This window comes from Sulfitobacter sp. G21635-S1, assembly GCF_027213915.1.
Lineage (GTDB): Bacteria > Pseudomonadota > Alphaproteobacteria > Rhodobacterales > Rhodobacteraceae > Sulfitobacter.
Genome location: NZ_JAPWGV010000007.1, coordinates 13,136 through 37,852 on the forward strand (window position 1 = coordinate 13,136; position 24,717 = coordinate 37,852).

General features: G+C 60.3%; 23 protein-coding genes. 12 read left to right on the forward strand and 11 right to left on the reverse strand.

The window, feature by feature from the left end:
- The first annotated feature begins 54 nt into the window (after positions 1 to 54).
- The 4 genes from O4H53_RS08920 to O4H53_RS08935 are packed head-to-tail and all read left to right on the forward strand — an operon-like array spanning position 55 to position 2,985.
- A complete protein-coding gene (locus O4H53_RS08920) occupies positions 55 to 801 on the forward strand; it encodes an SDR family oxidoreductase (protein WP_114274112.1) in 747 nt (248 codons plus the stop codon).
- Positions 798 to 1,148 carry a cupin domain-containing protein gene (locus tag O4H53_RS08925; RefSeq protein ID WP_269363079.1) on the forward strand — a complete coding sequence of 117 codons (351 nt, stop codon included), beginning with the start codon at positions 798 to 800 and terminating at the stop codon, positions 1,146 to 1,148. The genes O4H53_RS08920 and O4H53_RS08925 overlap by 4 nt, the downstream gene beginning before the upstream one ends.
- Before the next feature lie 48 nt (positions 1,149 to 1,196).
- Positions 1,197 to 2,186 carry a P1 family peptidase gene (locus O4H53_RS08930; RefSeq protein ID WP_269363081.1) on the forward strand — a complete coding sequence of 330 codons (990 nt, stop codon included), beginning with the start codon at positions 1,197 to 1,199 and terminating at the stop codon, positions 2,184 to 2,186.
- Positions 2,179 to 2,985, forward strand: coding sequence for an alpha/beta fold hydrolase (locus O4H53_RS08935; RefSeq protein ID WP_269363083.1), 807 nt, complete (start codon positions 2,179 to 2,181; stop codon positions 2,983 to 2,985). Before O4H53_RS08930 ends, O4H53_RS08935 begins: the two co-directional genes overlap by 8 nt.
- 82 nt (positions 2,986 to 3,067) lie before the next feature.
- Here O4H53_RS08935 and maiA read toward each other — a convergent pair whose 3' ends face one another.
- Positions 3,068 to 3,727 carry a maleylacetoacetate isomerase gene (maiA, locus tag O4H53_RS08940; RefSeq protein WP_269363085.1) on the reverse strand — a complete coding sequence of 220 codons (660 nt, stop codon included), beginning with the start codon at positions 3,725 to 3,727 and terminating at the stop codon, positions 3,068 to 3,070.
- The gene (locus O4H53_RS08945; RefSeq protein WP_269363086.1) at positions 3,724 to 4,416 is read right to left on the reverse strand and encodes a fumarylacetoacetate hydrolase family protein; all 693 of its coding nucleotides are present in this window, start codon (positions 4,414 to 4,416) and stop codon (positions 3,724 to 3,726) included. Before O4H53_RS08945 ends, maiA begins: the two co-directional genes overlap by 4 nt.
- A gap of 120 nt (positions 4,417 to 4,536) precedes the next feature.
- On the opposite strand from O4H53_RS08945, the gene gmd reads away from it, so the two are divergent.
- The 4 genes from gmd (at position 4,537) to O4H53_RS08965 (ending at position 9,362) form a co-directional block, all read left to right on the forward strand.
- Complete coding sequence (gene gmd, locus O4H53_RS08950) at positions 4,537 to 5,655, forward strand: GDP-mannose 4,6-dehydratase (RefSeq protein ID WP_269363088.1); 1,119 nt, start codon at positions 4,537 to 4,539, stop codon at positions 5,653 to 5,655.
- Positions 5,656 to 5,658: 3 nt separating this feature from the next.
- On the forward strand, positions 5,659 to 6,588 hold the full coding sequence (locus tag O4H53_RS08955; RefSeq protein ID WP_269363090.1) for a GDP-L-fucose synthase family protein: 930 nt from the start codon (positions 5,659 to 5,661) through the stop codon (positions 6,586 to 6,588).
- Positions 6,585 to 7,751, forward strand: a complete 1,167-nt coding sequence (locus tag O4H53_RS08960; protein WP_269363092.1) for a DegT/DnrJ/EryC1/StrS family aminotransferase — start codon at positions 6,585 to 6,587, stop codon at positions 7,749 to 7,751. Before O4H53_RS08955 ends, O4H53_RS08960 begins: the two co-directional genes overlap by 4 nt.
- A gap of 171 nt (positions 7,752 to 7,922) precedes the next feature.
- Positions 7,923 to 9,362, forward strand: coding sequence for a mannose-1-phosphate guanylyltransferase/mannose-6-phosphate isomerase (locus O4H53_RS08965; protein WP_269363093.1), 1,440 nt, complete (start codon positions 7,923 to 7,925; stop codon positions 9,360 to 9,362).
- Between the two features lie 130 nt (positions 9,363 to 9,492).
- On the opposite strand, the gene rfbA is transcribed toward O4H53_RS08965, so the two are convergent.
- From rfbA to O4H53_RS08990, 5 genes are all read right to left on the reverse strand, one after another.
- On the reverse strand, positions 9,493 to 10,365 hold the full coding sequence (rfbA, locus tag O4H53_RS08970; RefSeq protein WP_269363095.1) for a glucose-1-phosphate thymidylyltransferase RfbA: 873 nt from the start codon (positions 10,363 to 10,365) through the stop codon (positions 9,493 to 9,495).
- The gene (gene rfbD, locus O4H53_RS08975) at positions 10,362 to 11,213 is read right to left on the reverse strand and encodes a dTDP-4-dehydrorhamnose reductase (protein ID WP_269363097.1); all 852 of its coding nucleotides are present in this window, start codon (positions 11,211 to 11,213) and stop codon (positions 10,362 to 10,364) included. The genes rfbA and rfbD overlap by 4 nt, the downstream gene beginning before the upstream one ends.
- 23 nt (positions 11,214 to 11,236) lie before the next feature.
- Positions 11,237 to 12,277: a dTDP-glucose 4,6-dehydratase gene (gene rfbB, locus O4H53_RS08980; RefSeq protein WP_269363099.1), complete on the reverse strand. Its 1,041-nt coding sequence runs from the start codon at positions 12,275 to 12,277 to the stop codon at positions 11,237 to 11,239.
- A complete protein-coding gene (gene rfbC, locus O4H53_RS08985; protein WP_269363101.1) occupies positions 12,274 to 12,843 on the reverse strand; it encodes a dTDP-4-dehydrorhamnose 3,5-epimerase in 570 nt (189 codons plus the stop codon). Before rfbC ends, rfbB begins: the two co-directional genes overlap by 4 nt.
- Positions 12,844 to 12,953: 110 nt before the next feature.
- The gene (locus O4H53_RS08990) at positions 12,954 to 13,991 is read right to left on the reverse strand and encodes a DUF2793 domain-containing protein (protein WP_269363103.1); all 1,038 of its coding nucleotides are present in this window, start codon (positions 13,989 to 13,991) and stop codon (positions 12,954 to 12,956) included.
- Positions 13,992 to 14,206: 215 nt separating this feature from the next.
- On the opposite strand from O4H53_RS08990, the gene O4H53_RS08995 reads away from it, so the two are divergent.
- Positions 14,207 to 16,966, forward strand: a complete 2,760-nt coding sequence (locus O4H53_RS08995) for a calcium-binding protein (protein WP_269363104.1) — start codon at positions 14,207 to 14,209, stop codon at positions 16,964 to 16,966.
- On the opposite strand, the gene O4H53_RS09000 is transcribed toward O4H53_RS08995, so the two are convergent.
- Positions 16,956 to 18,179 carry a glycosyltransferase gene (locus O4H53_RS09000; protein ID WP_269363105.1) on the reverse strand — a complete coding sequence of 408 codons (1,224 nt, stop codon included), beginning with the start codon at positions 18,177 to 18,179 and terminating at the stop codon, positions 16,956 to 16,958. The two genes, O4H53_RS08995 and O4H53_RS09000, sit on opposite strands and share 11 nt — an antisense overlap.
- On the reverse strand, positions 18,176 to 19,387 hold the full coding sequence (locus O4H53_RS09005; RefSeq protein WP_269363107.1) for a glycosyltransferase: 1,212 nt from the start codon (positions 19,385 to 19,387) through the stop codon (positions 18,176 to 18,178). The genes O4H53_RS09000 and O4H53_RS09005 overlap by 4 nt, the downstream gene beginning before the upstream one ends.
- 199 nt (positions 19,388 to 19,586) lie before the next feature.
- On the opposite strand from O4H53_RS09005, the gene O4H53_RS09010 reads away from it, so the two are divergent.
- The gene (locus tag O4H53_RS09010) at positions 19,587 to 20,534 is read left to right on the forward strand and encodes a glycosyltransferase (RefSeq protein WP_269363109.1); all 948 of its coding nucleotides are present in this window, start codon (positions 19,587 to 19,589) and stop codon (positions 20,532 to 20,534) included.
- A gap of 13 nt (positions 20,535 to 20,547) precedes the next feature.
- A complete protein-coding gene (locus O4H53_RS09015) occupies positions 20,548 to 21,666 on the forward strand; it encodes a glycosyltransferase family 4 protein (protein ID WP_269363111.1) in 1,119 nt (372 codons plus the stop codon).
- Here O4H53_RS09015 and O4H53_RS09020 read toward each other — a convergent pair whose 3' ends face one another.
- Together O4H53_RS09020 and O4H53_RS09025 are read right to left on the reverse strand one after the other, a co-directional pair.
- Positions 21,667 to 22,335 carry an ABC transporter ATP-binding protein gene (locus O4H53_RS09020; protein WP_269363112.1) on the reverse strand — a complete coding sequence of 223 codons (669 nt, stop codon included), beginning with the start codon at positions 22,333 to 22,335 and terminating at the stop codon, positions 21,667 to 21,669. It lies immediately after the preceding gene.
- Between the two features lie 9 nt (positions 22,336 to 22,344).
- Positions 22,345 to 23,415, reverse strand: coding sequence for a capsule biosynthesis protein (locus O4H53_RS09025; RefSeq protein WP_269363113.1), 1,071 nt, complete (start codon positions 23,413 to 23,415; stop codon positions 22,345 to 22,347).
- A 486-nt stretch (positions 23,416 to 23,901) separates the two neighbouring features.
- Here O4H53_RS09025 and O4H53_RS09030 point away from each other — a divergent pair, with 486 nt between their 5' ends.
- Entirely contained in the window at positions 23,902 to 24,705 is an 804-nt protein-coding gene (locus tag O4H53_RS09030) for an ABC transporter permease (RefSeq protein WP_269363114.1), read from the forward strand.
- The last annotated feature ends 12 nt before the right edge of the window (positions 24,706 to 24,717 follow it).

Consider the following 24,717-nt stretch of genomic DNA (forward strand, 5'->3'; position numbering starts at 1 on the left):
CCATCCGACAGGCGGCACAGTAGAGTCCTCACCCAATTGGAAGGAGCCCATGCCATGAGACTGACCGGAAAAACAGCCATCATCACCGGCGGCGCCTCCGGGTTCGGGGCCGGCATCGTGCGTCGTTTCCTGCAAGACGGTGCGCGCGTCATGATCGCCGATCTGAACGGTTCCGCCGCAAGCGATCTGGCGCAGGAAATGGGCGATCACGCCATCGCACATACCGTCGACGTCAGCGACGGCCTTTCCGTCAACGACATGTGCCGCACGGCGATCGAGGAATGGGGCCATGTGGACATCCTGATCAACAATGCGGGTGTGACACACCTGCCGACCCCTCTTGATGAAGTGTCGGAAGAGGATTTTGACCGCGTGTTCAATGTGAACATGAAGTCGGTCTACCTGACCGCCCGCGCATTGGTGCCGCATATGAAGGAACGCGCGGCAGGTGCGATCCTCAACATTGCCTCAACCGCCGGCGTCTCGCCCCGTCCGAACCTGAACTGGTACAATGCCTCCAAGGGCTGGATGATCACCGCGACCAAGACAATGGCGGTCGAACTCGCCCCCAAGGGCATCCGGGTGAACGCGCTGAACCCGGTCGCGGGGGAAACCCCGCTTCTGAAAAGTTTCATGGGCGAGGACACGCCGGAAATGCGGGCGAAGTTTCTGTCCACCATCCCGCTTGGCCGGTTCTCGACCCCGCAGGACATGGGGAATGCGGCACTGTTTCTCTGCTCGGACGAAGCCAGCATGATCACCGGTGTCGCCATGGAAGTCGACGGCGGCCGCTGCATATGAAGACCATCAATCTCGCCGGGAAGCTGGCCCGGATCAGCAGCCACTGGGATCCGCATGTGATCGCGGATTACAACGACAATGACGTCATGGTTGTCAAATTCCAGGGCGCTTTCCCGTTTCATCTGCACGAGGACACTGATGATTTCTTTCTGGTGCTCAAGGGGGAAATGGTGATGGAACTTGAAGACGAGGCGCATCCAGTGAAGGCGGGGGAAATCTTTGTCGTGCCGAAAGGCGTGACCCACCGGCCACGCGCCGATCAGGAATGCGAGGTTCTGCTGATCGAACCAAAGGGTGTGCCGAACACTGGCGACCCGGCAACCGCCGCCGCGAAGCCCCGCATCTGACCAGATGCCTTTTCAGATGCTGTTCCCGAACCAAAGCAGGCGTGCCCCATGAACACCGGCCCCAGAAACCTGATCACGGATGTCCCCGGCCTTTGGGTCGGCAACGCGCAGGATGAGGTGCTGAAATCCGGCACGACCGTTGTTGTCGGGGATGCGCCCTTTACCGCATCGGTGCATGTGATGGGTGGTGCTCCCGGCACGCGCGAGACCGATCTGCTTGCCCCGGACAAATCCGTCGAAGCCGTGGATGCGCTGGTGCTCTCGGGCGGCTCGGCATTCGGGCTCGACGCCTGTTCCGGCGTGGTTGACGAGCTGCGCGCGGCGGGGCGCGGTTTTCAGGTGGGCGGTGCCGTCATCCCGCTTGTGCCGGGGGCAATCCTGTTCGACCTGCTCAATGGCGGGGACAAGACCTGGTCCGACAACCCATATCGCGCGCTGGGGCGGCGGGCCTTCGACGCGGCGACGCTTGAATTCGAACTGGGGACAGCCGGTGCAGGCACCGGCGCGCTGAGCGCGATGATGAAGGGTGGACTTGGCTCTGCCTCCCTCGTGCTGCCGGATGGCACCACGGTGGGGGCGCTTGTCGCTGCCAATCCGGTCGGGGCCGTGACCACACCGGGGGACCGGCATTTCTACGCTGCACCTTTCGAGGTGGGGGCTGAATTCGGTGGTCTGGGGCCGGATCCTGCCAGCGGCCTTGGCATGTCACTGGACAGCCGGAAGCTGCGCGCGCAAACGCCACGGGAAAACACCACCATCGCGATTGTCGCCACCAACGCCGCACTGACCAAGGCGCAGTGTCACCGCGTCGCCGTCGCGGCACATGACGGCATCGGTCGCGCAACGGTCCCGGCGCATACGCCCCATGACGGCGATCTGGTCTTTGCGCTCAGCACCGGGGGCGGCACCCCCGGTGATGTCATGATGATCGGCCATGCCGCCGCCCTGTGCCTGTCCCGCGCCATCGCCCGCGCGATCTTTCACGCGTCGCCACGCCCCGGTGACCTCTTGCCCTGCTGGAGCGACCTGAATGCCTGACCTCGCGTTGAACGACCTGTCCCTGCATTATGAAGTCGAAGGGAACGGACCGCCCCTGGTCCTGCTCGCGGGCATGCTCAGCGACAGTGCCGCCTGGACGCCCCTTGTGCCCCTGCTTCGCAACAGTTTCACGGTGATCCGCCCTGACAACCGCAGCACCGGACGCACAACGCCAAAGGACGCGCCGGCGACAATGGACCTGATGGTCCGCGACGTGATCGCGCTGATGGACCATCTGGGTCATGCGCGGTTTCACGTGGCGGGGCATTCGATGGGCGGGCTGATGACGCTTGAGATTGCCGGTCTGTTCGCAGACCGGGTTGCATCCGCAACCGTCATGGCCTCGGGCCGGGTGCGCAGCCCGCGCACAACGGCGGTGTTCGACTCGCTGCTGGCCATCCGCCGGATGCCAATGGGCGAGGAGACATGGCTGCGCGCGCTCTACCCCTGGATCTTCGGGCCCGCGTTCTTCACCGATCCCGGCAATGCCGAAGCGGCGCTCAACGCCGCATTGGCCTATCCCTATGCGCAATCCGCAGACGCGATGGCCCATCAGATTGACGCCTTCAAACTCTTCCGGCCAGAGGCAAGCCTTTCAGACGTCACCTGCCCGGCGCTGATCCTCTATGGCGCGCAGGATATCCTTGTGCCGCCCGCCCTGGCGAAACCGGGTTTCGACGGGATCGGGAAGAAGACCGAATTTACCGTGGAAAACGCCGGGCACTCGATCATCTGGGATGCGCCGGGCGATGTCGCATCCTGCCTGCTCGATTTCCTTTCAGAACATCCGATCAGATAGGACGCCCCGCCTTGATATTGCATCGCCAATACCCTGCCGCGCTACGCGCTCCCGGGACATTGGCGATGTGATCTGCCTTTGGTCAAAGGCGGGACGTTGATGCATCCGGCTGGTTCGGCGGCGTGGCCTGTTCCAGCGCGGGGATCTCCATGCAATTGTCGTGAATTCTCAGGATGGTCGGACAGTTGCTCATATCGACCTCAAAGCGCGCGTTGTTCAGGACCTGGGCGTAAAGGCACAGATCGGCCAACCCAACGGTATCGCCGTGACAGAACTTTCCGGTCTCAGGCTCGGCGGCCAGCCGCGCCTCAAGCGCCTGCATGCCCGCCCCGGCCCACTTGCGGAACCAGGCCGCCTTGCCCGCCGCGTCCACGCCGAATTCAGCCTCCAGATGCTGGAGGATGCGCAGGTTGTTGACCGGGTGGATGTCCAGCGCGACGATCTGCGACAGGCTGCGCACCCGCGCCCTGCCCCATGGGTCAGCCGGCAACAGCGGCGGCTCCGGATGCACTTCGTCCAGCCATTCGAGGATCGCCAGAGATTGCGGCAGCGCACCCTGCGGCGTGACCAGCGTCGGGACCAATCCCGAAGGGTTCAGTGCCAGGTGTTCGGCGCTGGCCTGCTCCCCCTTCAGCAGGGAAAGCGGGACGTAGTCATAGCTGAGCCCCTTGAGGTTCAGCGCGGCCCGGACCCGGACGGAGGTGGAGGACCGAAAATAATTATGCAGGACAAGATCGCTCATGCGCGCGGCCCGATGGTGACTTCCAGCTCGCCGATGCCTTCGACACCGCCGGTGATCACGTCACCGGTAACAACGGCCCCCACGCCAGCGGGTGTGCCGGTCATGATCACGTCGCCGGGGGCCAGGGCCATGGAATGGCTCAGGATCGAGACATGTTCACGCACTGACCAGATCAGGTCGGAAAGGTCCGCGTCCTGCCGAACCTTGCCGTTCACCGCCAGCCAGATGCGCCCCTTTTCGATACTGGGGACCTCCGCCAATGGTTTGATCGGGGCAATCGGCGCAGATTTGTCGAACGCCTTGCCCCAGTCCCAGGGGCGGCCCATCTCCTTGGCCTCGCCCTGCAGATCGCGGCGCGTCATGTCCAGACCCACGGATGCGCCCCAGACATGTTCCATCACATCAGCTTCAGCGATCCGCACGCCGCCCTTGCCGATGGCAATGATCAATTCGATTTCGTAATGCAGGTTCTCGGTCAACAGCGGATAGGGGATCGTGCAGGGCGTATCCAATGCGGCATCCGCCGGCTTTGTGAAAAAGAACGGCGCCTCGCGCGTCGGGTCCTTGCCCATCTCGCGGGCATGCGCTTCGTAATTCCGACCGACGCAGAATATCCGCCGGATCGGAAACCGGTTTTCGCTTCCCTGTACGGCAAGGCTGGCCTGCTTGGGCGGGTCGATTACATACATGAGACGGCTCCTCTGCTTGGACACACCGAACACCGGCTGTCAGGCATCGTCAATGCCGAGCGTATTGGCCTATGCCATCTGATGACATAGAAGGACAGAAAGTTACGGCAGGAAAGTCACATGAAAAAAGCACTCATCACCGGCGTCACAGGGCAGGACGGCTCTTACCTGGCCGAACTCCTGCTGGAAAAAGGCTATGAAGTGCACGGGATCAAGCGCCGCGCATCCCTGTTCAACACCCAGCGGATCGACCACATCTTTCAGGATCCGCACGAGCGGAACCGCAATTTTCACCTGCATTACGGCGATCTGACCGATACATCCAACCTGACCCGCATCCTGGCCGAGGTGCAGCCCGATGAGGTCTACAATCTTGGCGCACAAAGCCATGTCGCGGTCAGCTTTGAGGCCCCGGAATATACCGCTGATGTAGATGCCACCGGAGCGCTGCGCCTGCTGGAGGCGATCCGGTTCCTCAAGATGGATCACAAGACGCGGTTCTATCAGGCGTCGACGTCGGAGCTTTATGGCCTCGTCCAGGAAACGCCGCAGACCGAAACAACACCGTTTCACCCCCGCAGCCCCTATGCCGTGGCCAAGATGTACGCCTATTGGATCACGGTGAATTACCGCGAGGCCTATGGGATGTATGCCTGCAACGGCATCCTGTTCAATCACGAGAGCCCGCGCCGGGGCGAGACCTTTGTCACCCGCAAGATCACACGCGGCCTGTCGAACATCGCACAGGGGCTGGAACCCTGCCTCTACATGGGCAACATCGACGCACTGCGCGACTGGGGGCATGCCAGGGACTATGTGCGCATGCAGTGGATGATGTTGCAGCAAGACACGCCCGAGGACTATGTGATTGCCACCGGCGTCCAGTATTCCGTGCGCCAGTTCATCGAATGGTCAGCGGCCGAGCTGGGCCTGACGCTGCGGTTCGAAGGCAGCGGCGTGGAGGAGATCGGCATCGTCGACAAAATCACCGGCGACAAGGCCCCGGCACTGCGCGAGGGGGACGTGATTTTCCGCATCGATCCGCGCTATTTCCGCCCGGCAGAGGTGGAAACGCTACTGGGTGATCCCTCCAAGGCCAAGGCCAAGCTGGGCTGGGTGCCCCAGATCACCGCGCAGGAGATGTGTGCCGAAATGGTCGCAAACGACCTGCGCAACGCCCAGCGCGAACGGGTGCTGAAGGATCACGGCTATGATCCGCAGATGTCGCGCGAGGACTGAGCGGTGGCGGGCAAGCTCTTTCTCACCGGTGGCGGTGGCATGGTGGGCCGCAACATCCGCGAACATGCGGCCGCGTCCGGTTGGCAGGTGCTGGCCCCCGGCTCTGCCGAGGTGGATCTGACGGATGCCCGCCAGACCGCCGATTACATCGCCGCACAGCAGCCCGACGTGATCGTCCATGCCGCCGGGCGCGTCGGCGGCATCCAGGCGAATATGGCGCATCCGGTGGCATTCCTGGAACAGAACATCGCCATCGGGCGCAATGTCATCATGGGCGCGCGTGCCGCCGGGGTGTCACGGCTGATCAACCTCGCCTCGACCTGCATGTATCCCGCAGAGGGGCAGAACCCCCTGCGGGAGGAAAGCATCCTCACCGGTCCGCTGGAACCCACCAACGAGGGCTATGCCATTGCCAAGATCATGGCGATGAAACTCTGCGACTATATCCGCGCTGAAGACCCCGAAGCGCAGTACAAGACGCTGATCCCCTGCAATCTTTATGGGCCATATGACAAGTTCGACCCCAAAGCCTCGCACCTGCTGCCGGCGATCATCCACAAGGTGCATGAGGCAAAACAGACCGGGGCCGATACGGTGGAAATCTGGGGCGACGGCACCGCGCGGCGCGAATTCATGTATGCGGGAGATCTGGCCGATGCCGTCTGGAAAGCGGTGCAGGATCCGGCCAGCCTTCCCGGTGCCATGAACATCGGGCTGGGTCATGATCATTCGATCAACGATTACTACGCAACCGTCGCCGGGGTGATCGGCTGGCAGGGGACATTCACCCACGACCTGTCCCGCCCTGTCGGCATGAAACAGAAACTCTGCGCCACCGACCGGCAGACTGCCTGGGGCTGGCAGGCCCCGACCACATTGCGCGACGGGATCGCCAAGACCTACCGCCATTACCTGGAGCACCATGCGTCATGAGCTTTACCTACCCCCTTGCCACGTCCTCCTGGGACGACGCGGAATATGCCGCCATCGACCGGGTGATCAAATCCGACATGTTCTCCATGGGGCCGGAGGTCCGCGCCTATGAGGAAGAATTCGCCGATCTCTTCGGCTCGAAGTTCGCGGTCATGGTCAATTCTGGGTCTTCCGCAAACCTGCTGATGACGGCGGCGCTGTTCTACACCAGGAACGCCGCGCTGAAACTGAGCCGGGGGGACGAGGTGATCGTGCCTGCGGTCAGCTGGTCCACCACCTATTATCCCCTGTCGCAATACGGCCTACGGCTGAAGTTCGTGGACATCGACCGCGAAACGCTGAACTACGACCTTGATGCGCTGGAGGCCGCGATCACCGACAAGACGCGCGCGCTGATGGTGGTGAACCTGCTGGGCAACCCCAATGACTTTGCCCGGCTCAAAGCCCTGACAGAACCGCGCGGCATCGTGATGATCGAGGACAATTGCGAATCCATGGGTGCTACCTTTGACGGCAAGCAGGCAGGCACCTTCGGCGTGATGGGCAGTTATTCGTCCTTTTTCTCGCACCACATCTCGACCATGGAAGGCGGCATGGTCGTGACCGATGACGAGGAGTTGTATCACGTCATGCTGTCCCTGCGGGCCCATGGCTGGACCCGGAACCTGCCCAAGTTCAACCACGTCACGGGTGAAAAATCGGACGATCCCTTTGAAGAGAGCTTTCGCTTTGTCCTGCCGGGGTACAACCTGCGACCGCTGGAGATGTCCGGCGCGCTGGGGCGGGAGCAGATCAGGAAGCTGCCGGGGCTGGTCGAAGGCCGGCAGGCCAATGGCGCGCTGCTGCAGGAAGCGCTTGAAGGGCATCCGCGCTTCATGATCCAGCGCGAGATCGGCAAATCAAGCTGGTTCGGCTTTTCGCTGGTCCTGCGGGAAGAACACGCCGGAACACGGGCGCAACTGGTCCGCGAATTGGGGGAAAAGGGCTTTGAGTGCCGTCCCATCGTGGCCGGAAACTTTGCCAAGAACGAGGTCATGCAACACATCGACCACGAAATTCACGGGGTACTGGCGAATGCCGATTACATCGACGCCAATGGGCTCTTCGTCGGCAACCACCACTACCCCCTGCCCGAGGCGATCAGGGAATTGGCCAGGCTCTAGGTCGTGTTGATTGTTGATCGTCAACCGCATCCCCCGATTGTTTCCGAGACGTAAACAGTCCAGAGTCTGAAAACCGCAGTTGGCAACAAATTCCACAGGCCGCTCCCCGCGCCATATTCCCGCCGCTTTGGGCGGGTTAAGGTCGCCCGGGACAACGACGAGGACAATGTGATGACAGCACAGGAGATCACCCCGGTTATCCTTTGCGGAGGCTCGGGAACGCGGCTTTGGCCCGTGTCCCGCAAGAGTTTCCCCAAGCAGTTCATCGCCCTGATCGGTGAGGGCAGCCTGTACCAGCAGTCGACCACGCGGTTGTCGGGGCCGGGCTATGCCGCGCCGATGATCGTGACCAATTCGGATTTCCGTTTTATCGCGACACAGCAGCTTGCCGACGCGGGCCTTGATCCCGGCGCTGTGCTGATCGAACCGCAGGCACGCAACACGGCGCCTGCGCTGCTGGCGGCTGCCCTCGTGCAGATGCAGTCGGACCCCGAGGCCCTGATGCTCGCCGCCCCTTCTGACCATTACATCACGCAGGCGGAAAAGTTTCGCGAAAGCGTGCAATCCGGCGTGGCGGCGGCCCTGGCGGGGCAGATCGTGACCTTCGGGATCACACCGGACCGCCCGGAAACCGGCTATGGCTACCTCGAACTGGGTGAAGGGGACAGGGCGACAGCGGTGCCGCTGAAACGCTTTGTCGAGAAACCCAAGCTGGCAGAGGCCGAGCGGATGCTGGAGGCCGGCGGGTATCTGTGGAACGCGGGCATTTTCATGTACACCGCCAGAACCCTGGTGGATGCCTATGCGGCCCATGCGCCCGAGATGCTGAAACATGTGCAGGCCGCTGTCGACGCCGCCAGGCCCGACCTGGGGTTCCTGCGCCTGGATCCAGAGGCCTGGGCACAATGCGAAGACATTTCCGTCGATTTCGCGATCATGGAAAAGGTGAACAACCTGAGCGTGATCGAACATCACGGCGACTGGTCCGATCTTGGTGGTTGGACGGCGGTGCATCAACATGCACAAACGGATGCAAATGGTGTCGCTTTGCAGGGCACTGCATTGGCGATTGATTGCAAGGACAGCCTTTTGCGGTCTGAAAACGAAGGGCAACAGATCGTCGGGCTCGGGCTGGAGGGGATCGTTGCGGTGGCCATGCCGGATGCGGTGCTGATCGCCCACCGGGACCGTGTGGCCGAGGTTGGCAATGTGGTCAAGGAAATGCGCAGGCGCGACATTCCCCAGGCCGATACCTTTCCCAGGGATCACCGCCCCTGGGGCTTTTTCGAAACCCTGATCCTGGGCGGGCGGTTCCAGGTCAAGCGTATCGTGGTGACCCCCGGCGCCGCGCTGAGCCTGCAAAGCCATGTGCACCGGTCGGAACATTGGATCGTGGTCGCCGGAACGGCAAAGGTGACCATCGACGACAAGGTGCAATTGGTCTGTGAAAACGAATCCGTCTACATCCCGCTTGGCGCCGTTCACAGGATGGAAAACCCCGGCAAGGTTCCGATGGAACTGATCGAGGTGCAAACCGGAAGCTATCTGGGTGAAGACGACATCGTGCGCTATGAAGACGTCTATGCGCGCGGCCAGGGCGCAAAGGGGTAGCTCTCCCCCGGACTTGCGGCTTACCGCTCAGCGGCCGTTTATCTGAAATCCAGAGTTCAAATGAAGACATGTCTAAAATGACATGTCTTCATGTGCAGGCCGACAACCAATGCGGTACCGCAGGCCTGCGTTATTTCAGCATGGAGGCCAGATAGGCACCATAGCCGTTCTTGCGGAAAAGCTCAGCCCGTTCCGTCAGCTGTGCATCGTCGATCCAGCCCAGATCATGCGCGATTTCTTCCAGGCAACCGGTTTGCAGACCCTGCCGGGTGGTCAGCGTCCGCACGAAATTACCCGCATCCAGCAGGCTCGCGTGGGTGCCGGTATCAAGCCAGGCATAACCGCGCCCCATGCGGTTCACCCGCAGCGCGCCCTTGGCCAGATACATCTCAAGCAGGGTGGTGATTTCCAGCTCGCCACGCTCTGAGGGCTTGACCTGCCGGGCCAGCTTTGGCGCATCGGCGTCCAGGAAATAGAGCCCCGTCACCGCGTAATTGGACGCGGGCTTCTCCGGCTTTTCGATAATGGATTGCGCCACGCCATCCTTGTTGAATCCCACCACCCCATAGCGTTCAGGATCGGACACATGGTAGCCGAATACCGTCCCGCCGCTTTCCTGCGCATCCGCGTCTGCCAGCAGTTCGGGCAACCCGTGACCGAAAAAGATGTTGTCCCCCAGAACCATCGCCGAAGGCGCGCCGTCCAGGAAATCTTCGGCGAGGATATAGGCCTGCGCCAACCCGTCCGGGCTGGGCTGGGTGATATAGGTCAGCGAAATGCCCCACTGGCTGCCGTCGCCGAGCGTCCGCTTGAACTGATCCTGATCCTGCGGCGTCGTGATCATCGCGATCTCGCGAATACCGGCCAGCATCAGGACAGAAATAGGATAATAAATCATCGGCTTGTCATAGATCGGCAGCAGCTGCTTGCTGACGCCCATCGTGATCGGGTAGAGGCGCGTGCCCGAACCGCCGGCCAGAATAATACCTTTGCGCTGTGTCATCCGGATGCTCCAATGTCTTTTAAAATATGCGTGAGTGTGGCCTGCCAGTCGGGCCGTGAAATGCCAAAACGGCGCTCCGTCTCGGAACAATCCATGCGCGAATTCAACGGCCGAACCGCCGGGGTCGGATAATCTGATGATGGGATATCCCTGACCTCGCAGGACACCCCGGCCTTGTCAAAGATCGCCCGCGCGAAATCTGCCCAACTGCAGTCGGGGGCCCCTGAAAAATGATAGGTCCCGGACTTTTCGGGATCGGCTGCCAGTTGTCCGGCGATGGAATGGCAGGCAGCGGCGATTTCCCGCGCGCCTGTCGGTCCGCCAATCTGGTCCGCCACGATGGTCAGAACATCACGCTCGGCACCAAGCCGCAACATGGTCTTAACAAAGTTGTTTCCATGCGCCGAAACAACCCAGGAGGTGCGCAGAATTGCATGGGCGCCGCCTGCCGCCCGCACCGCTTCCTCGCCGGTACATTTCGACCGGCCATAGGCGCTCAGCGGGCCGGTCTGATCGTCAGCTGTCCAGGGCCGGGTCCCGCCCCCCTCGAACACATAATCGGTCGAGATATGGACAAGGGGAATCCCCAGGTCGGCACAGGCCCGCGCCATGGCACCGGGGCTGTCGGCGTTGATAACAGTTGCCAGTGCCTCGTCACTCTCGGCCTTGTCCACGGCGGTAAAGGCCGCCGCATTGATCACGGCACCGGGGCGTTCCGCCTTGATAAGGGCCGCGCAGGCCTCCGGAGAAGCAAGATCGGCACCTGCCCGCCCCACGCATTTCGTCCCGTCCAGCAGGGCCAGCTCCCGCGCGACCTGACCGGTTTCACCAAAAACAAGTATGGTCATATGGCTTCCTTCCGATGGTTGCTTCAGGCTTTGACGCCCAGCCGTTCACCGACACCCGCGCGTGCCTGCAGCGCGCGCCACCAGTCCTCGTTATCGAGATACCATTGCACGGTCCGCTCCAGCCCCTCGTCCAGCGTGACGGAAGGCCGCCAGCCCAGTTCGGTCCTGATGCGTGTCGGGTCAATTGCATAGCGCAGATCATGCCCCGCACGATCCTCGACAAAGGCAATCTGCTCTTCGTACCTGGTGTCCTTTGGCCGCTTCTCATCCAGGATACCGCAGATTTTCCTGACGATATCAATGTTGCGGGCCTCGTTCTCGCCCCCGATATTATAGCTTCGGCCCAGAACGCCCTTTTCCAGCACAAGCAAGAGAGCGTCAGCATGATCTTCGACAAAAAGCCAGTCGCGCACGTTGATCCCCTGCCCGTAGACCGGCAGCGGCTTGCCCGCCAAAGCGTTCAGAATGATCACCGGGATCAGTTTTTCAGGAAAATGAAACGGCCCGTAGTTGTTCGAGCAGTTCGTCAGGACAACCGGCAACCCATAGGTTTCGTGCCACGCCCGCACCAGGTGGTCACTCGACGCTTTGGAGGCCGAATAGGGCGACCGCGGATCATAGGGCGTATCCTCGGTGAACATGCCTGTTTCACCCAGCGACCCGAAAACCTCGTCGGTGGAGATGTGGTGGAACCGGAACCCCTCAGGCTTTCCCGCCGTCACCCAATGGGCACGGGCAGCCTCAAGCATGTTGTAGGTGCCGGTGATGTTGGTCTCGACAAAATCGCCGGGTCCGTCGATGGACCGGTCCACATGGCTTTCTGCAGCCAGATGCATCACCGCATCGGGGGCATGTTTTGAAAAGGCCGCGTCCAGTGCCGCACGGTCGCGGATATCGACCTGCTCAAACGCGTAAAGCGGGCTGTCCTTGACGCTGTCGAGGTTTTCGAGACATCCCGCATAGGTCAATGCATCCAGATTGACGACGTCATGACCACGCGCCACGGCAAGACGCACGACAGCGGAGCCGATGAAGCCGGCACCACCCGTTACCATGATCTTCATGCTGCACCTTCAAATTGGAACGGGGTTTCAAAATCGGCGAGCAGCGGGGCCTTGCCATCCTTCTCGGACAGGACGGCATCACCACTCAACCCCCAGTCGACCCCGATGTCAGGATCATCAAAACGCACGGCGCCGTCACATTCAGGCGCGTAATAATCGCTGCACTTGTAGATGATTTCCGTATCCGGTGCCCTGGTCGCAAAGCCATGCAGGAACCCCGCCGGGATCAAAAGCTGCAACCCGTTCTCGGCCGTCAGTTCGTATCCGACCCACTGGCCGAATGTCGGGCTCCCCTTACGGATATCGACGGCCACGTCAAAGAGTGCCCCACGGCCGCATCGCACCAGCTTGTCCTGCGCATGCGGCGGGGACTGAAAATGCAGCCCGCGCACCGTATTGACAGCAGCAGAAACCGAATGGTTGTCCTGGACGAAATCAAGGTCAATGCCCTGATCAGCAAGCTTTTTGCGATTCCAGCTTTCGGAAAAGAAGCCACGATTGTCACCAAATCGCGGTGGATTCAGCAAGACCACGCCGGGGAGTTTGGTCCGAGTAATAAAGTCCACGAAATTGCTCCGTCATTCTCAATCGCTCTGCCTTTAGCAAGCAGGCCTGAGAATGTCACGGCGCGAGTGGCGGCACTGCCGAAGTTTCGGACAATGCCGGGGATTACCGCCTATGAAACGACAGTTCGGTCCGTGACCCGCCGCCAGTCGGTGCCATCCGAGAAGGCCGGAACAGCGCCGCCCGTCTCGTCGGTGACAAAAACCTGGGCACCTGCACCCGCTATTGCGGCACTGGGCAGGGTCGCCACGGAATAGCTGCACAATTGCACCGGGCCGAAATGGCTGGTTACCATCGTCGCTTTGTCGATCTTCAGAACATCCTCTGAATTTGCTTCGTCGCGCAGCTTGAAATCGCCGGCGCCGGTGATCTTGAACTTCCAGTTCCCGCCCGACGGCTCATCCAACATGATGAATGATGCGCCTCCGATTCCGCCCGTGTTATGCACCCGCACGCTGGGTGCATCCTCGGCCATGACCGAAAGTGTCTGGGTGCCCACCCCTTCGCCAATAATCACAGAGCCGGTGGTTCGGTCGACCTGGATGGCCCGCAGGAATGTCGTGCCGTCCGCGCTTACCTTGATGGCAAAATCATCATCCCCCGAGGTCCCGATTTCGGCGCGCCCGGAAAATCCGGTCTGGAACAGCAGGCTGGCGGTGTCGCTGGCGGCCGACTTGTTGATCTTGACCTGGTGATCCCCACCCGCGTGAGAGAGCAAGGTTGCGTCAGCTGCAACGCTCAGACGGTTTGTCGTGTCTGCCGTGGCATTCACCCCGACAAGGGGCAGGTTCTGCATATCGATCTCGGGTGCGGCAGGTGCCACCCATGTCGTACCGTCGAAACGCAACGTCTCGCCCGAGCCTGCGATATCGGCACGCCAGCCTGTGCCGGGCTCAAAGAACTGCCAGCTTTCGTCCACCCACAATGCGATGTTGTGGTCCTGACCCGCCCAGGCATCAGCGCCGGGAGCAGCGACGATATAGCGATCCCCATCAGCCGGAAGCGCCGGGGGCGTGCCGAGTTCTGCGTTCAGCACCGAGAGTTGCGTCACCGCATCCAGGATGCGCAGCGCTTCATTGTGGGTGACATGCTTTTGCGCCTGCGCAGGTTGCAGATAGGGCAGGGTGAGGGCCGGGGAAGTCTCTGGCATCCAAATATCCTTTACGGGGTCTTTCCATTGCGGTCGCCGTGAGGATTGGCAAATGAAGGTAAACAAGCCGCCATGCAGCGAACGTTTGACCCAAATTTTACGCAACAGATAACCTTTAAAATGCGCCTTATCGGCCCCGGTATGGCCACATTCGCTCCCAGCCCCGCCCACGTTCAACTGCCAGGAATGGCACCGGGCAATTGGGAGCTGGTGGCATGGTACGTGCAGTCTTTTCTGTGGAAAATCCTCTGATCGCATCACAACAAGGGGCATTGGTCGGGATCAACGATCTGCAGTTGGTTCAAACTGCAGGGGGTACGATGCTTTATGCCGTCACCCGGGGTGGCGGCTGGGTAACAGCCTTTGACATCGGCGGGGCAGCAGGAGCCACACGGCAGGACGGGGCCTATGCGCTGGCCGAACGCTATCTCACGCTCGAATCAACCGATCTTGTCCTGCGGGAAACCGCCAACGGCCCCCAATTGTTCATGGCCGGGCTGAACAGCGCCACGCTCAACGGTCTGCGCCTGGATTCCGACGGTCACGGGGCTGCATTCGACGGTGCAGTCAATGTCTCGGCAAATGGCCAGAACCTTGGCCATTTCTCAGAGATGGAGCTGACAGGCGACGGCAACAGCGGGCTGGCCGCCCTGCGCGGCGGCGGATTGGTCAATCTTTCATTCGGCGCGGGCAGCACGCTGAACGTGTCAGATATCAACCAGGGCAATGCCATGGACAATGCCGGTGCCACGGACATCGTCACGACAGTTCACAACGGGCAGACCTACGGCTTTGTCAGCTACGGGGCCGAGGATACAATCAGCATGTTCCGGCAAGACGCAAGCGGCGTCATGCGGCATGTCACGGATGTGGACGCCAGTGACGGGCTTTGGGTCGATCGGCCCGGCGCGATGGCTGTGTCGCATACGCTCGATGGCGGTGTATTCGTCGTTGTCGCCAGCTCGGGCAGCAATTCGCTGACGGTGCTTGAAGTCACCTCGAACGGGCTGCACCCCGTGGATCACATCCTGGACGGGCTGGACACCAGGTTCGCCGGTGCCAGCCATGTGACCAGTGTCACCATCAGCGGGCAGGATTACATCCTCGCAGCAGGGACCGACGCCGGGCTCAGCCTTTTTGCGATGCTGCCCGGTGGCCGCCTGCAGCATGTCCAGACCATGGAGGGAACAGCACAGGCCCCGCTGAACGGGATCACAGCGGTTGAAGCCATGGCCACACCGCATGGTTTGCGGATCTGGGTCTCGACGCAGGCCGCACCCTATCTGTCAGAGTTCAGCGTGAACTTGCCGAACCTCGGTTCCAGCCTGTCGGCGCAGGCCTCGGGTGGTGCGCTCTCTGGCACGGCGCGCGACGACATTCTTGCCGGACAAGGCGGCGCGGACAACATCGCCGCCGGTGCAGGTAACGACATCATCATGGACGGTGCCGGGCAGGATACCCTGACCGGCGGCGCAGGCGCGGATCTGTTCATCCTGACGCAGGACGGCGCGCGCGATATCATCCGAGACTTTCAGATCGAATACGATCAGATCGACCTGTCGGCCTTCGGCCAGCTGGCGGGCATCGGCGGCTTGCGGATACAGCAGCGCAACTGGGGCGCGGAATTCATCCTTGGCAATGAGGTGATCGAGGTGCGCTCCGCCAATGGCGGGTCATTGAACGCACGGGATTTCAACCGTCTCAACCTGATCACCGGCGGCAGGATCGAGACCGATCCAGATGCCTATGACGATGGCCCGGCACCCAACCCGACACCGACACCGACACCGACACCGACACCGACGGATCCTGAACCAAACCCGCCGACAAGCCCTTCCGTGACACAAATGCCCGGCGAAGCGCCGACACACCCCGCCTGGGTCAATGCACCAAACCTGACCCTGACGCGCCGCCCGGGAGACCTGAATGCCTCAAATACGCCGGACATGATCCGGACGACGGGAAATGCGGATGGCGTCTTTGGAAACGCAGGCAACGACACCATCGAATCCGGCGCCGGCGATGACCGGGTCAGCGGTGGTGGCGGCAACGACCTGATCCATGGCGGCGGCGACGATGATCTGCTGCTGGGTGGAAACGGGTTCGACACCCTTACCGGCGGCGACGGCGCGGATTCACTGTCCGGCGGCGATGGCGCGGATTCGATCTATGGCGGGAATGGAAATGATCTCATCCTCGGCGGTTCCGGATACGACCGGATTTACGGCGGGGCCGGCAATGACACCATCTGGTCCGGCGCCACGCCTGACCGGGTCTATGGCGGGGATGGCGACGACTGGATCAGCGCCGGGATCAACTATGGTCTGAGCGTCGACGGCATCTTTGGCGAGGCAGGCAACGACACCCTTTTCGGAAACGCGGGTTTCGACCTTCTGAACGGCGGTGACGGCGACGATGTTCTGGACGGTGGCCATCAGGCTGACAACCTCTACGGAGAAGCCGGGAACGACACACTTCTGGGTGGTCCGGGTTTCGACCGCCTGTTCGGTGGCACCGGCAACGATATGATTTCAGGCGGTGACAGCGGCGATGGCCACTTCGGCCAAGAGGGAAACGACACCCTTTGGGGGGGTGAAGGCGGCGACCGTTTCTTTGGCGGAACCGGCAATGACATCATCGATGGCGGCACGGGGAACGACACGGTTTACGGAGACGCGGGTTTTGACACTTTGATCGGCGGGGCAGGAAACGACATGCTGGTGGGCAGTTTCAATGCCGATACCTTTGTCTTTGCCGCGAACCATGGCCACGACACCATCGCCGATTTCGATGCGACAAACCCGTTGGAACTGATCGACTTTTCGCATCTGTCCCGGTTCGCAGCCTTCGCAGATGTGCTGGGAAACGCCCGTCAGGCCGGTTGGGACGTGATCATCGAAACCGGAAGCAGCAGCTCCATCCGTCTGATGCAGACCGACCTCGGGGACCTGGACGCAAACGACTTCATCTTTTGACGTTGGCCAGAACATCCCTGATGATGGCGTCGAATTCCCGCGCCTGATCGTCAAAACTGGCGACTGAATGCACTGTCTGCGCACGCGGATGTCCGTCGATCGCGTCTTTCACCTGAGTTTTCAACTGGCTTGCCGGTGCGCCGATCGGGATCAGCTTGTCTGGGGAAATCGCACCATGTTCCGTTGTTCCGCCACTGTCCGTCTGGATCACGGCAATGCCACGGGCCAGCGCTTCGCGAATGGCCAGGCCAAAGGTCTCTTTCCACTGTGACATGAACAGCAGCACGTCGATCTCAGCATAGAAATCGTCCATCTTCTCTTGCGAGAATCTCGGGTGCACTTCCCAGTCGCCGGGCAGGTCGTCGAAGGTATGGTCCTTCCACCAGGTGCCATCCAGCGACCCGTCCACAAGCACCACGCGGAAATCCTCGGTATCGACTTCGGAAAACGCCCGTTTGATCAATGGCCAACCCTTGATCTGCGATGGCCCGCCGACGAACCCGAAACTCAACCGGCTGTCCTTTTCCCGCCGCTTAGCCTGACGCTGGAAAAAGTCCTGTTTGGGGTGATGCACCCCGTTTTCCCAAACCACCCCGCTGCCAGGTGCCAGACCGGAAGTCTCGCACAGATCCAGAGCGAAGTTGCTGGGATAGGTGATGCGCGCCGCTTTCTGAGCAATCTGCCGGACGTGGTCAAACCGCATCTTTGCCGCCCAGAAATTGTCGACACAGCCTTTGCATTGTTCAATCCGGACAGGGCTTTGCCCGCAGTATTGCTGATCCACCTTGATCATGAACTGACGGTCACAAATCCACCAGAAGTCGTGGATGCTCAGAATAACCGGCACATCATGCGTTGCCGCAGCGGTCAGGATGCCGGTGCCCATATCCTGGATGCAATGCGCATGCACCAGATCCGGCTGCAATGTCGCGATCAGCTCAGCCAGTCGGGACGTGACATTCGGGTTATCGTAAAGTTCACCGTAACTGCGGCTGGCCGGCACGTTGATCAGGTAGTTGGTGATGCCGTTCTGCTCTGACTTGACCACAACGTAGGGTGCCAGGTCATAACGGCAGCACATGGAAACGGCGGTCACCCGGTATCCATGGTTGTCGACCAGAGCATGAGCGACCTGTTCTGCCACCACGGTCGCGCCCCCATAGGAGAACGGCGCAAAAAAGACATTCGCGAGCAGAATATGGGGTGCGCTCATGCCTCGACCCACTTCAGGATTTCGGGCGAAATGATATGCGTACCGTCTGACCCGTGCCAGCGTGTTTCCAGTTCTTCCCGCGCCGCCTGTCCCAACTTGCGCTGCAACGCGGGATCGGCCGCCAGCGCCTCCAATGCCTCGATCCAGTCAGCGGGTTGGGCACAAACAAAACCCGTTTGGTCATGTTTCACCACAGCGGCCAAATCTCCAACCGTTCCAACCAGCGAAGGTACGGCCACCGCAGAGGCATCCAGCACCCGGACAGCAGACTTGCACCGGTTGAAGATATCGTCGCACAGCGGCATCACCGCGCAATTCGCCCGCGCAAGCGCTTCGAGATAAAGCGCATAGGTCCCGAATTTCGTCGTCTCTACCTGTTTGATCAGCCCCTCTGGCAGGTGTTCAGGCTTGAAATGACCGATCAGCATCAGGCGGCGGTTGGGGTCATCCAGGATGAACGCTGCCAGCGGTTCCAGGATTTCCGCCAGATCAATTTCGTGACCCTGTGAACCGCTCGCAAAGGCCACGCGGAAAATGCCGTCGTCTTCGGGGCGGGTCGCCATTGCCAGACGCCCGGCATCCAGTGTTTCCTGATCGGCAAAGTTCCGGCGCAGGTAGACAGGTCTGGATGTGTAAAGCCCTGTATGTTCCACCATGCCCGGCGTCGACACCTGCAGGATGTCCGCACCATTCATCATGCCAAGGTACTTTGGCGCTTCCGAAAGGAAATGCGCCTTCAGTTTGGCGCCAACGGATTCCATGTTGCGGTAAGTTTCATAGGCAGAGACAGAGAAAAGCGGATCATCCAGATCATAGAGCACCGGCAGCCGCAGCCGCCGTGCCTCATACCGGAACATTTCGGTCACCGGCATGGTCTGCAGGCGATATTCCATCAGATGTGTTGCATTCTGCATGATGCGCGCCGAGCGCGGAACATCCTGGTAATGCGAATACTCGAAATCAACCCCACGCCCCTGCCAGAAGGCTGCCAACTGCTCCACCCGGTACTTTCGGCACTGCGGCAAGTTCAGGTCACCGATCATCGCAATCTGGCGACGTTTCTGCAAAACGGCGGGGGCCGTCATGATATGAAAAGCCTCTTTGCGGGCAAGGTCCTGCCAAATGCCATGCAGGTATTGGTCGTCAGATCGCGCAACCCCCTGCGCCGTCTGGCCAATGGTGCCCGCGCCCAGTTTGCGCAGCTTCATCCCGGTATAGGTACGGGCCTTGCGAAATGCTTCTCCTGGTCCTTCTTCGCGATAGCTGGAAATAAAACGTCGAATCAAATTCAGTCTGAAAAGTCTTGCCACAAAAGTGTTCCCTTGAGCTTTCCGCCGCGGCACGGATAGTCTAGTTCAGCCCGAATATCTACACCATTCGTCGCCCTGGAATGGACGGACATACCACATGACGCCCCCCGATAACCTCCTGCCTTCCAAGGATGTGACCCTGTTGATGGGTGTCCACAACGGTGCCGCCTTCCTGCCTGAACAACTCGGCAGCATCTCCGAACAGAGCTACCCCCATTGGCACGTGATCTTCAGCGACGATGGCTCGACCGACGATACGCCATCGGTTCTGAAGACCTTCGCCGCCAAACACCCTGGACAGGTGGTTGTCAAAGCAGGCCCTGAACTGGGGTTTTCCGCCAATTTCATGCAGTTGATACGCGATCTTCCCGACGATGCGAACCATGTCGGATTTGCCGATCAGGATGACATCTGGATGCCGGACAAATTGGCGCGCGGGATGGCAGCATTGCAGGACAGCGGCGAGATTCCGACGCTTTATGCCGCGCGCAGATGGTACTGGCGGCCCGAAACGGATCAGCGGCATCCCTCGCCCCTGATCGAAAGGTCATGTTGTTTTCGCAATGCCCTGATCGAAAACGTTGCTTCGGGAAATGCGATCCTGCTCAATCCCGCTGCAGCGCGCCTTGCCCGCGAGGCTGCGCAGCTGACGGACCGCGTTTTTGCCCATGACTGGTGGCTCTACCTTCTGATCACCGGCGCCGGGGGCCAGGTCATCTTTGACAACGGGCCTCCCTGCCTGTTGTACCGGCAGCATGAAGCCAACGTGATCGGTGCAGGCCACAGCCTGGCACAACAGGCCAAACGCAAACTCGCCGTTCTGCGCGGTGCCTTCTCTGACCGGCTGCAAAGCAATATCCTCGCGCTGGATCAGGCGCGCGGCTTGCTGACAGAGGAGAACCGGCAAATCCTCGATGAATTCTCTGCTGCGCGCGGCGCGCCGTTCATGCCCCGGCTTACGGGTTTGCGCCGCATCGGGCCCTTCCGGCAAACTGTTCTAGGCAACATCGGCTTTTGGGGGGCCGCAACACTTGGCCGGATCTGACCCATTGCCAAAGGTGCTTCTCGTCGGAGGAGAAGGCATTCCATCCGGCGTGCCGCGCCATATCTGCCACCTCGCCAAGGCGTTTGACGGCATTGCGGACGTGACGGTGATCAGCGACATCAACCATGGCGGTTACGATGCGCTGGCAGAGCTGGGCAGCCGCCACATCACATTGAGCGGTCTCAGCAGCAGGTTGTCGCTGGGGCATATGTGGCGCGGCTGGCGGGGCTTTCTGGCATTTCTGCGCGGATCACGGGCCGATCTGACCTGGATTCACCCCCGGTTTCCCTCTCTGATGGGGCGGATGGCCCTGGCGCTGCGGCTGTGGCGGCCAAAGGGTACGACCGCATTTACCATTCACGGATTGCCCTATGGAAAGGGGCACAAACCCTACGCCAGCTTTCTGTCCCTGACGCTGGAAAAGGCCCTGATGCGGACATGCCCGCCGACCAATATCATTTTCCTGTCCCAGGATATGGCGGATCGCGCACGGGAAATGATCGGGGCAAGTCGCCTGGCGCGCCATGGCATTCACGTTCTGCCAAATTGTTCCGACCTGGGTGAATTGCCCCCATTCACCCGCCCGAAGGACCCCACCCTCGTGATGACCGGACGTGCTGGCCGGCAAAAGAACTACGCATGTGCTGTGCGGCTCATGAACCATCTGCCAGAGAACACCCATCTGATGCTGTGCGGTACGGGAACGGATACGGAAAAGTTCCAGGCCGAAATCGCCGGGCTTGTCCCCGCAGCCACATGCGCCCGGATTTATTGCATCGGTCCGGTGCAGGATGTTCGCCCTTTGCTGAGGGCCGCAGACGCATATTTGCTGACATCGCGCTACGAAGGAACACCCATCGGCACCCTTGAGGCATTTGAGGCCGGGCTGCCTATCATCCTGGCCGACTTCGAAGGTGCCGATGCGCTGGTCGACAGGCATCCGATGGGCATCAAGATTGACCCTTCCGATCTGGAAACGTCTGGCAAACAGGTAACCGAGTTTCTTCGCAATGCGCGTGCTGCCGACCGCGCGCTGCGGCAGCAGATCAGAACGGTCTGGCACCGCGAATGGTCACCAGACGTCTTTGATGAACGGGCCCGGGCTCTGCTGCACAGGCTCTTGGCAAACTGATTACCGGTTTGGCGGCTGCTTCATCTGCATTTCATGCAGCTCCAGCGCCTCTTCGATATCGTCGAAAAACTGGATATCCCCGTTTTCGAGAACAACAGCCTTGTTGCACATGCGGCGGACCATCGGGGGCGAGTGGGTTACCACGATGGCACCGGATCTTTCCATCCGATCATCAAAAACTGCTGCCGATTTCGCCCGAAAGGCACCATCGCCAACCGCTGTAATTTCGTCGACCAGATAGGTATCGAAGGGAATCCCCATGGAGACCCCGAAAGAAAGGCGCGCGCGCATACCAGAGGAATAGGTCCGCAATGGCATGTGCATATGGCCGCCCAACTCCGCAAATTCAGTCACGAACTCAAGCAGGCTGTCCGTATCGTACCCGTACAATCGCGCCACAAAACGTGTGTTCTGCGCACCTGTCAGATCGGGGTGAAATGACCCGGCAAAGCCAACAGGATACGAGATGCTTCCCGTCGAGAGTACCCGGCCCGATGTCGGCCGGATCGTCCCGGCAATGAGCTTCAGCAATGTGCTCTTGCCCGCACCGTTGCGGCCCAACAAAGCCACGGACGCCCCTGTCGGAAACGTTGCCGTCAGGTTCTCGACAATCGTTTGATATCCGTTTCGCGTCCGAAAATACTTTGTCAGGTTATCCAGCTGGATCATCGGACGCTCCTACTTGCGGTCCCGCAAGCTGTAGAAGACCAGACACAGGATCGACCATACGAAGAAGCTGAACAGCAGCAGGAACAACATGATCTTGACCCGTTTGGGGTGCTCGGACTTTTCTGCCAATGTCGGTTTCACATGCGCCGCAAGGTATCTGCTTTGCTTGCGCACCTCTGCCAGTGCCCCGTCATGCGCGGCCAGCGCGGCTGTATAGGCCTGTTCGGCAAATTCGCGGTCCACAATCAGACCCTCATATTCGCCGACAAGGTTGGCAAAGGCTTCGCCGCTGCCGCCATTTTCACCGAGCCCCAGCTTGCGCCGCTCTGATGCGATACGGGCATTGATCACTTCAATCCGGCGTTCGGCCTGTGTGACGCGAGGATCGTTTTCCCGCGTGGTGTCTTGCAGCAGATCGTATTCGATCAGCGAATCAGCCAGTTGTTGCTGCAGGGTAACGAGCAGACCCATCTGGTTCTGCGTGTCGATGCTGGGGTCCACAATCTGGGTTCTGTTGCGAAATTCCGTCAGCGTCCGGCGCGCATTCTTCAGCCTTTCGACCGCGTTTTCCAGTTCTTCCAGCGTGTACTTGATGGAATCCTGCCGCGCGATGCTGGAAAGCGCGTTGATCATGGAATCACATTCCTCAAGAATGGCCTGCGCGATTTTCTGCGCATCTACGGGATCAAAGGCCAGGACCTCCAGGTCGATCAGACCTGTTCCGCTGTCATACACGATCGAAATCATCCGATCCCAATGATCCTGAAGATCCTCAATCGTACCCGAAGGATCAAAGGCAAAGAACGGGTCCTGTTCTATATCGACGCGGGACCAGATCGCACGCAGATCCACTTTGGCATTGACCTTGCGGACCAGTTCCTGACTGGACAGGAACGCGTATAGAATATCCGTGTCTGATGAACTGGAGCCGGACAATTCCGTTATGCCGCCCAGAAGCTCGATGGCCGAACTCTTTTCCTCCGTCCGGACAGAGAACCCCACGTCGGACGCATATTGATCTGCTGCCCGGGTCCACAGATAGAAAGCCGTGAAAAACGCGGGCACAAGTACGACAAACACGAAGGAAGACAGCAAAAAGACGTGGCGCCCCTTGGTTTTCGCGGGAATTGCAGTCCTGCCAACAGGGATCTTGGCCTCTCCGGGCTGCTGGCGCGGCGGCGCGGGCTCCGCCAGATCAGAATCAACCTTGGCCCCGGCTGCCGGTTTTGGGGCTGCCGGTTTGGCCGCGGGTGCCGGATTTTGCGGCTTCGGCTGAGCGTTTCCGGCCGGTTTGGCCGCAGGTGCTGGAGTCGCCGGTTTTGGGTCTGTTCCGGCTGCTGCCGGTTTCGCGGCTTCCGGTGCGGGCTTGGCTGCGGGCTGGCTCGCTTGATTGTCAGCCTTTACCGATGTTTCGTTCGGCGTTTTCGGCTGAGCATTTCCGGCCGGCTTGGGAGTTTGCGCTTTGGGTTCAGCCATTGAGATGTCTTTTCTGTCTAAAGAACTTGCCTTATCTCGCGTACCGTTACATCAGAACGCAGGTGGTATCCAGACAGGAGGGATGGCCCGATGTCGACAGAACAAACAGCCACTCTGCGCGAGCAGCGCACGTCATTCGCTTCCGTCAGGGCTATCATGGCGCTGATCCTTCGTGAAATTACGACCACTTACGGACGTTCACCCGGCGGGTATGTCTGGGCCGTTCTTGAACCGGCGGCAGGTATCGCATTGCTGAGTGTCATTTTTTCAGTCGGCTTCAGATCGCCGCCGCTGGGAACTGTATTTTCCCTTTTCTACGCCACGGGCATCCTGCCGCTGTTGATGTATATGGATTTGTCGGGAAAGCTGGGTCAATCAATGATTTTCAGCCGCGCACTACTTTCCTATCCACGGGTGACATTCGTCGATGCGCTCATAGCGAGGCTGCTTCTCGGCCTGATCACGTTACTGTCAGTGCACAGCATCGTCCTGATCTTTATCCTGTCGATCTCCAACGTATCGACGACCTTTGATTTTACAAAGATCGTGACCGCCTACGTCATGATCGTCTTCCTCGCGACTGGGATCGGCACATTGAATGCCTTTCTGATTCTCGCATACCCGATCTGGCAGACGGCCTGGGCGATCCTGAACCGCCCGCTATTCATCGTCTCATGCGTTTTCTTCTTGTTTGAGAGTATTCCGGAGCCTTACTCAAACTACCTTTGGTACAACCCGATCATCCATATCATTGGCATGATGCGGGATGGATTTTACCCATTCTATCATCCGAACTATGTTTCGGTCGGCTATCCGATACTGGTCGGCTTGATTACGCTGATGGCAGGGCTTTTCCTTCTCCGCCGCTACCATCGCGAGATGTTGGACAAATAGCCCTGCAAGCTT

Bases quoted from the DNA above. Each gene is read 5' to 3' on its own strand.
- O4H53_RS08920 (WP_114274112.1), top strand. From the start codon at position 55: ATGAGACTGACCGGAAAAACAGCCATCATCACCGGCGGCGCCTCCGGG.
- O4H53_RS08925 (WP_269363079.1), top strand. From the start codon at position 798: ATGAAGACCATCAATCTCGCCGGGAAGCTGGCCCGGATCAGCAGCCAC.
- O4H53_RS08930 (WP_269363081.1), top strand. From the start codon at position 1,197: ATGAACACCGGCCCCAGAAACCTGATCACGGATGTCCCCGGCCTTTGG.
- O4H53_RS08935 (WP_269363083.1), top strand. From the start codon at position 2,179: ATGCCTGACCTCGCGTTGAACGACCTGTCCCTGCATTATGAAGTCGAA.
- maiA (WP_269363085.1), bottom strand. From the start codon at position 3,727: ATGAGCGATCTTGTCCTGCATAATTATTTTCGGTCCTCCACCTCCGTC.
- O4H53_RS08945 (WP_269363086.1), bottom strand. From the start codon at position 4,416: ATGTATGTAATCGACCCGCCCAAGCAGGCCAGCCTTGCCGTACAGGGA.
- gmd (WP_269363088.1), top strand. From the start codon at position 4,537: ATGAAAAAAGCACTCATCACCGGCGTCACAGGGCAGGACGGCTCTTAC.
- O4H53_RS08960 (WP_269363092.1), top strand. From the start codon at position 6,585: ATGAGCTTTACCTACCCCCTTGCCACGTCCTCCTGGGACGACGCGGAA.
- O4H53_RS08965 (WP_269363093.1), top strand. From the start codon at position 7,923: ATGACAGCACAGGAGATCACCCCGGTTATCCTTTGCGGAGGCTCGGGA.
- rfbA (WP_269363095.1), bottom strand. From the start codon at position 10,365: ATGACACAGCGCAAAGGTATTATTCTGGCCGGCGGTTCGGGCACGCGC.
- rfbD (WP_269363097.1), bottom strand. From the start codon at position 11,213: ATGACCATACTTGTTTTTGGTGAAACCGGTCAGGTCGCGCGGGAGCTG.
- rfbB (WP_269363099.1), bottom strand. From the start codon at position 12,277: ATGAAGATCATGGTAACGGGTGGTGCCGGCTTCATCGGCTCCGCTGTC.
- O4H53_RS08990 (WP_269363103.1), bottom strand. From the start codon at position 13,991: ATGCCAGAGACTTCCCCGGCCCTCACCCTGCCCTATCTGCAACCTGCG.
- O4H53_RS08995 (WP_269363104.1), top strand. From the start codon at position 14,207: ATGGTACGTGCAGTCTTTTCTGTGGAAAATCCTCTGATCGCATCACAA.
- O4H53_RS09000 (WP_269363105.1), bottom strand. From the start codon at position 18,179: ATGAGCGCACCCCATATTCTGCTCGCGAATGTCTTTTTTGCGCCGTTC.
- O4H53_RS09005 (WP_269363107.1), bottom strand. From the start codon at position 19,387: ATGAAGCTGCGCAAACTGGGCGCGGGCACCATTGGCCAGACGGCGCAG.
- O4H53_RS09010 (WP_269363109.1), top strand. From the start codon at position 19,587: ATGACGCCCCCCGATAACCTCCTGCCTTCCAAGGATGTGACCCTGTTG.
- O4H53_RS09020 (WP_269363112.1), bottom strand. From the start codon at position 22,335: ATGATCCAGCTGGATAACCTGACAAAGTATTTTCGGACGCGAAACGGA.
- O4H53_RS09030 (WP_269363114.1), top strand. From the start codon at position 23,902: ATGTCGACAGAACAAACAGCCACTCTGCGCGAGCAGCGCACGTCATTC.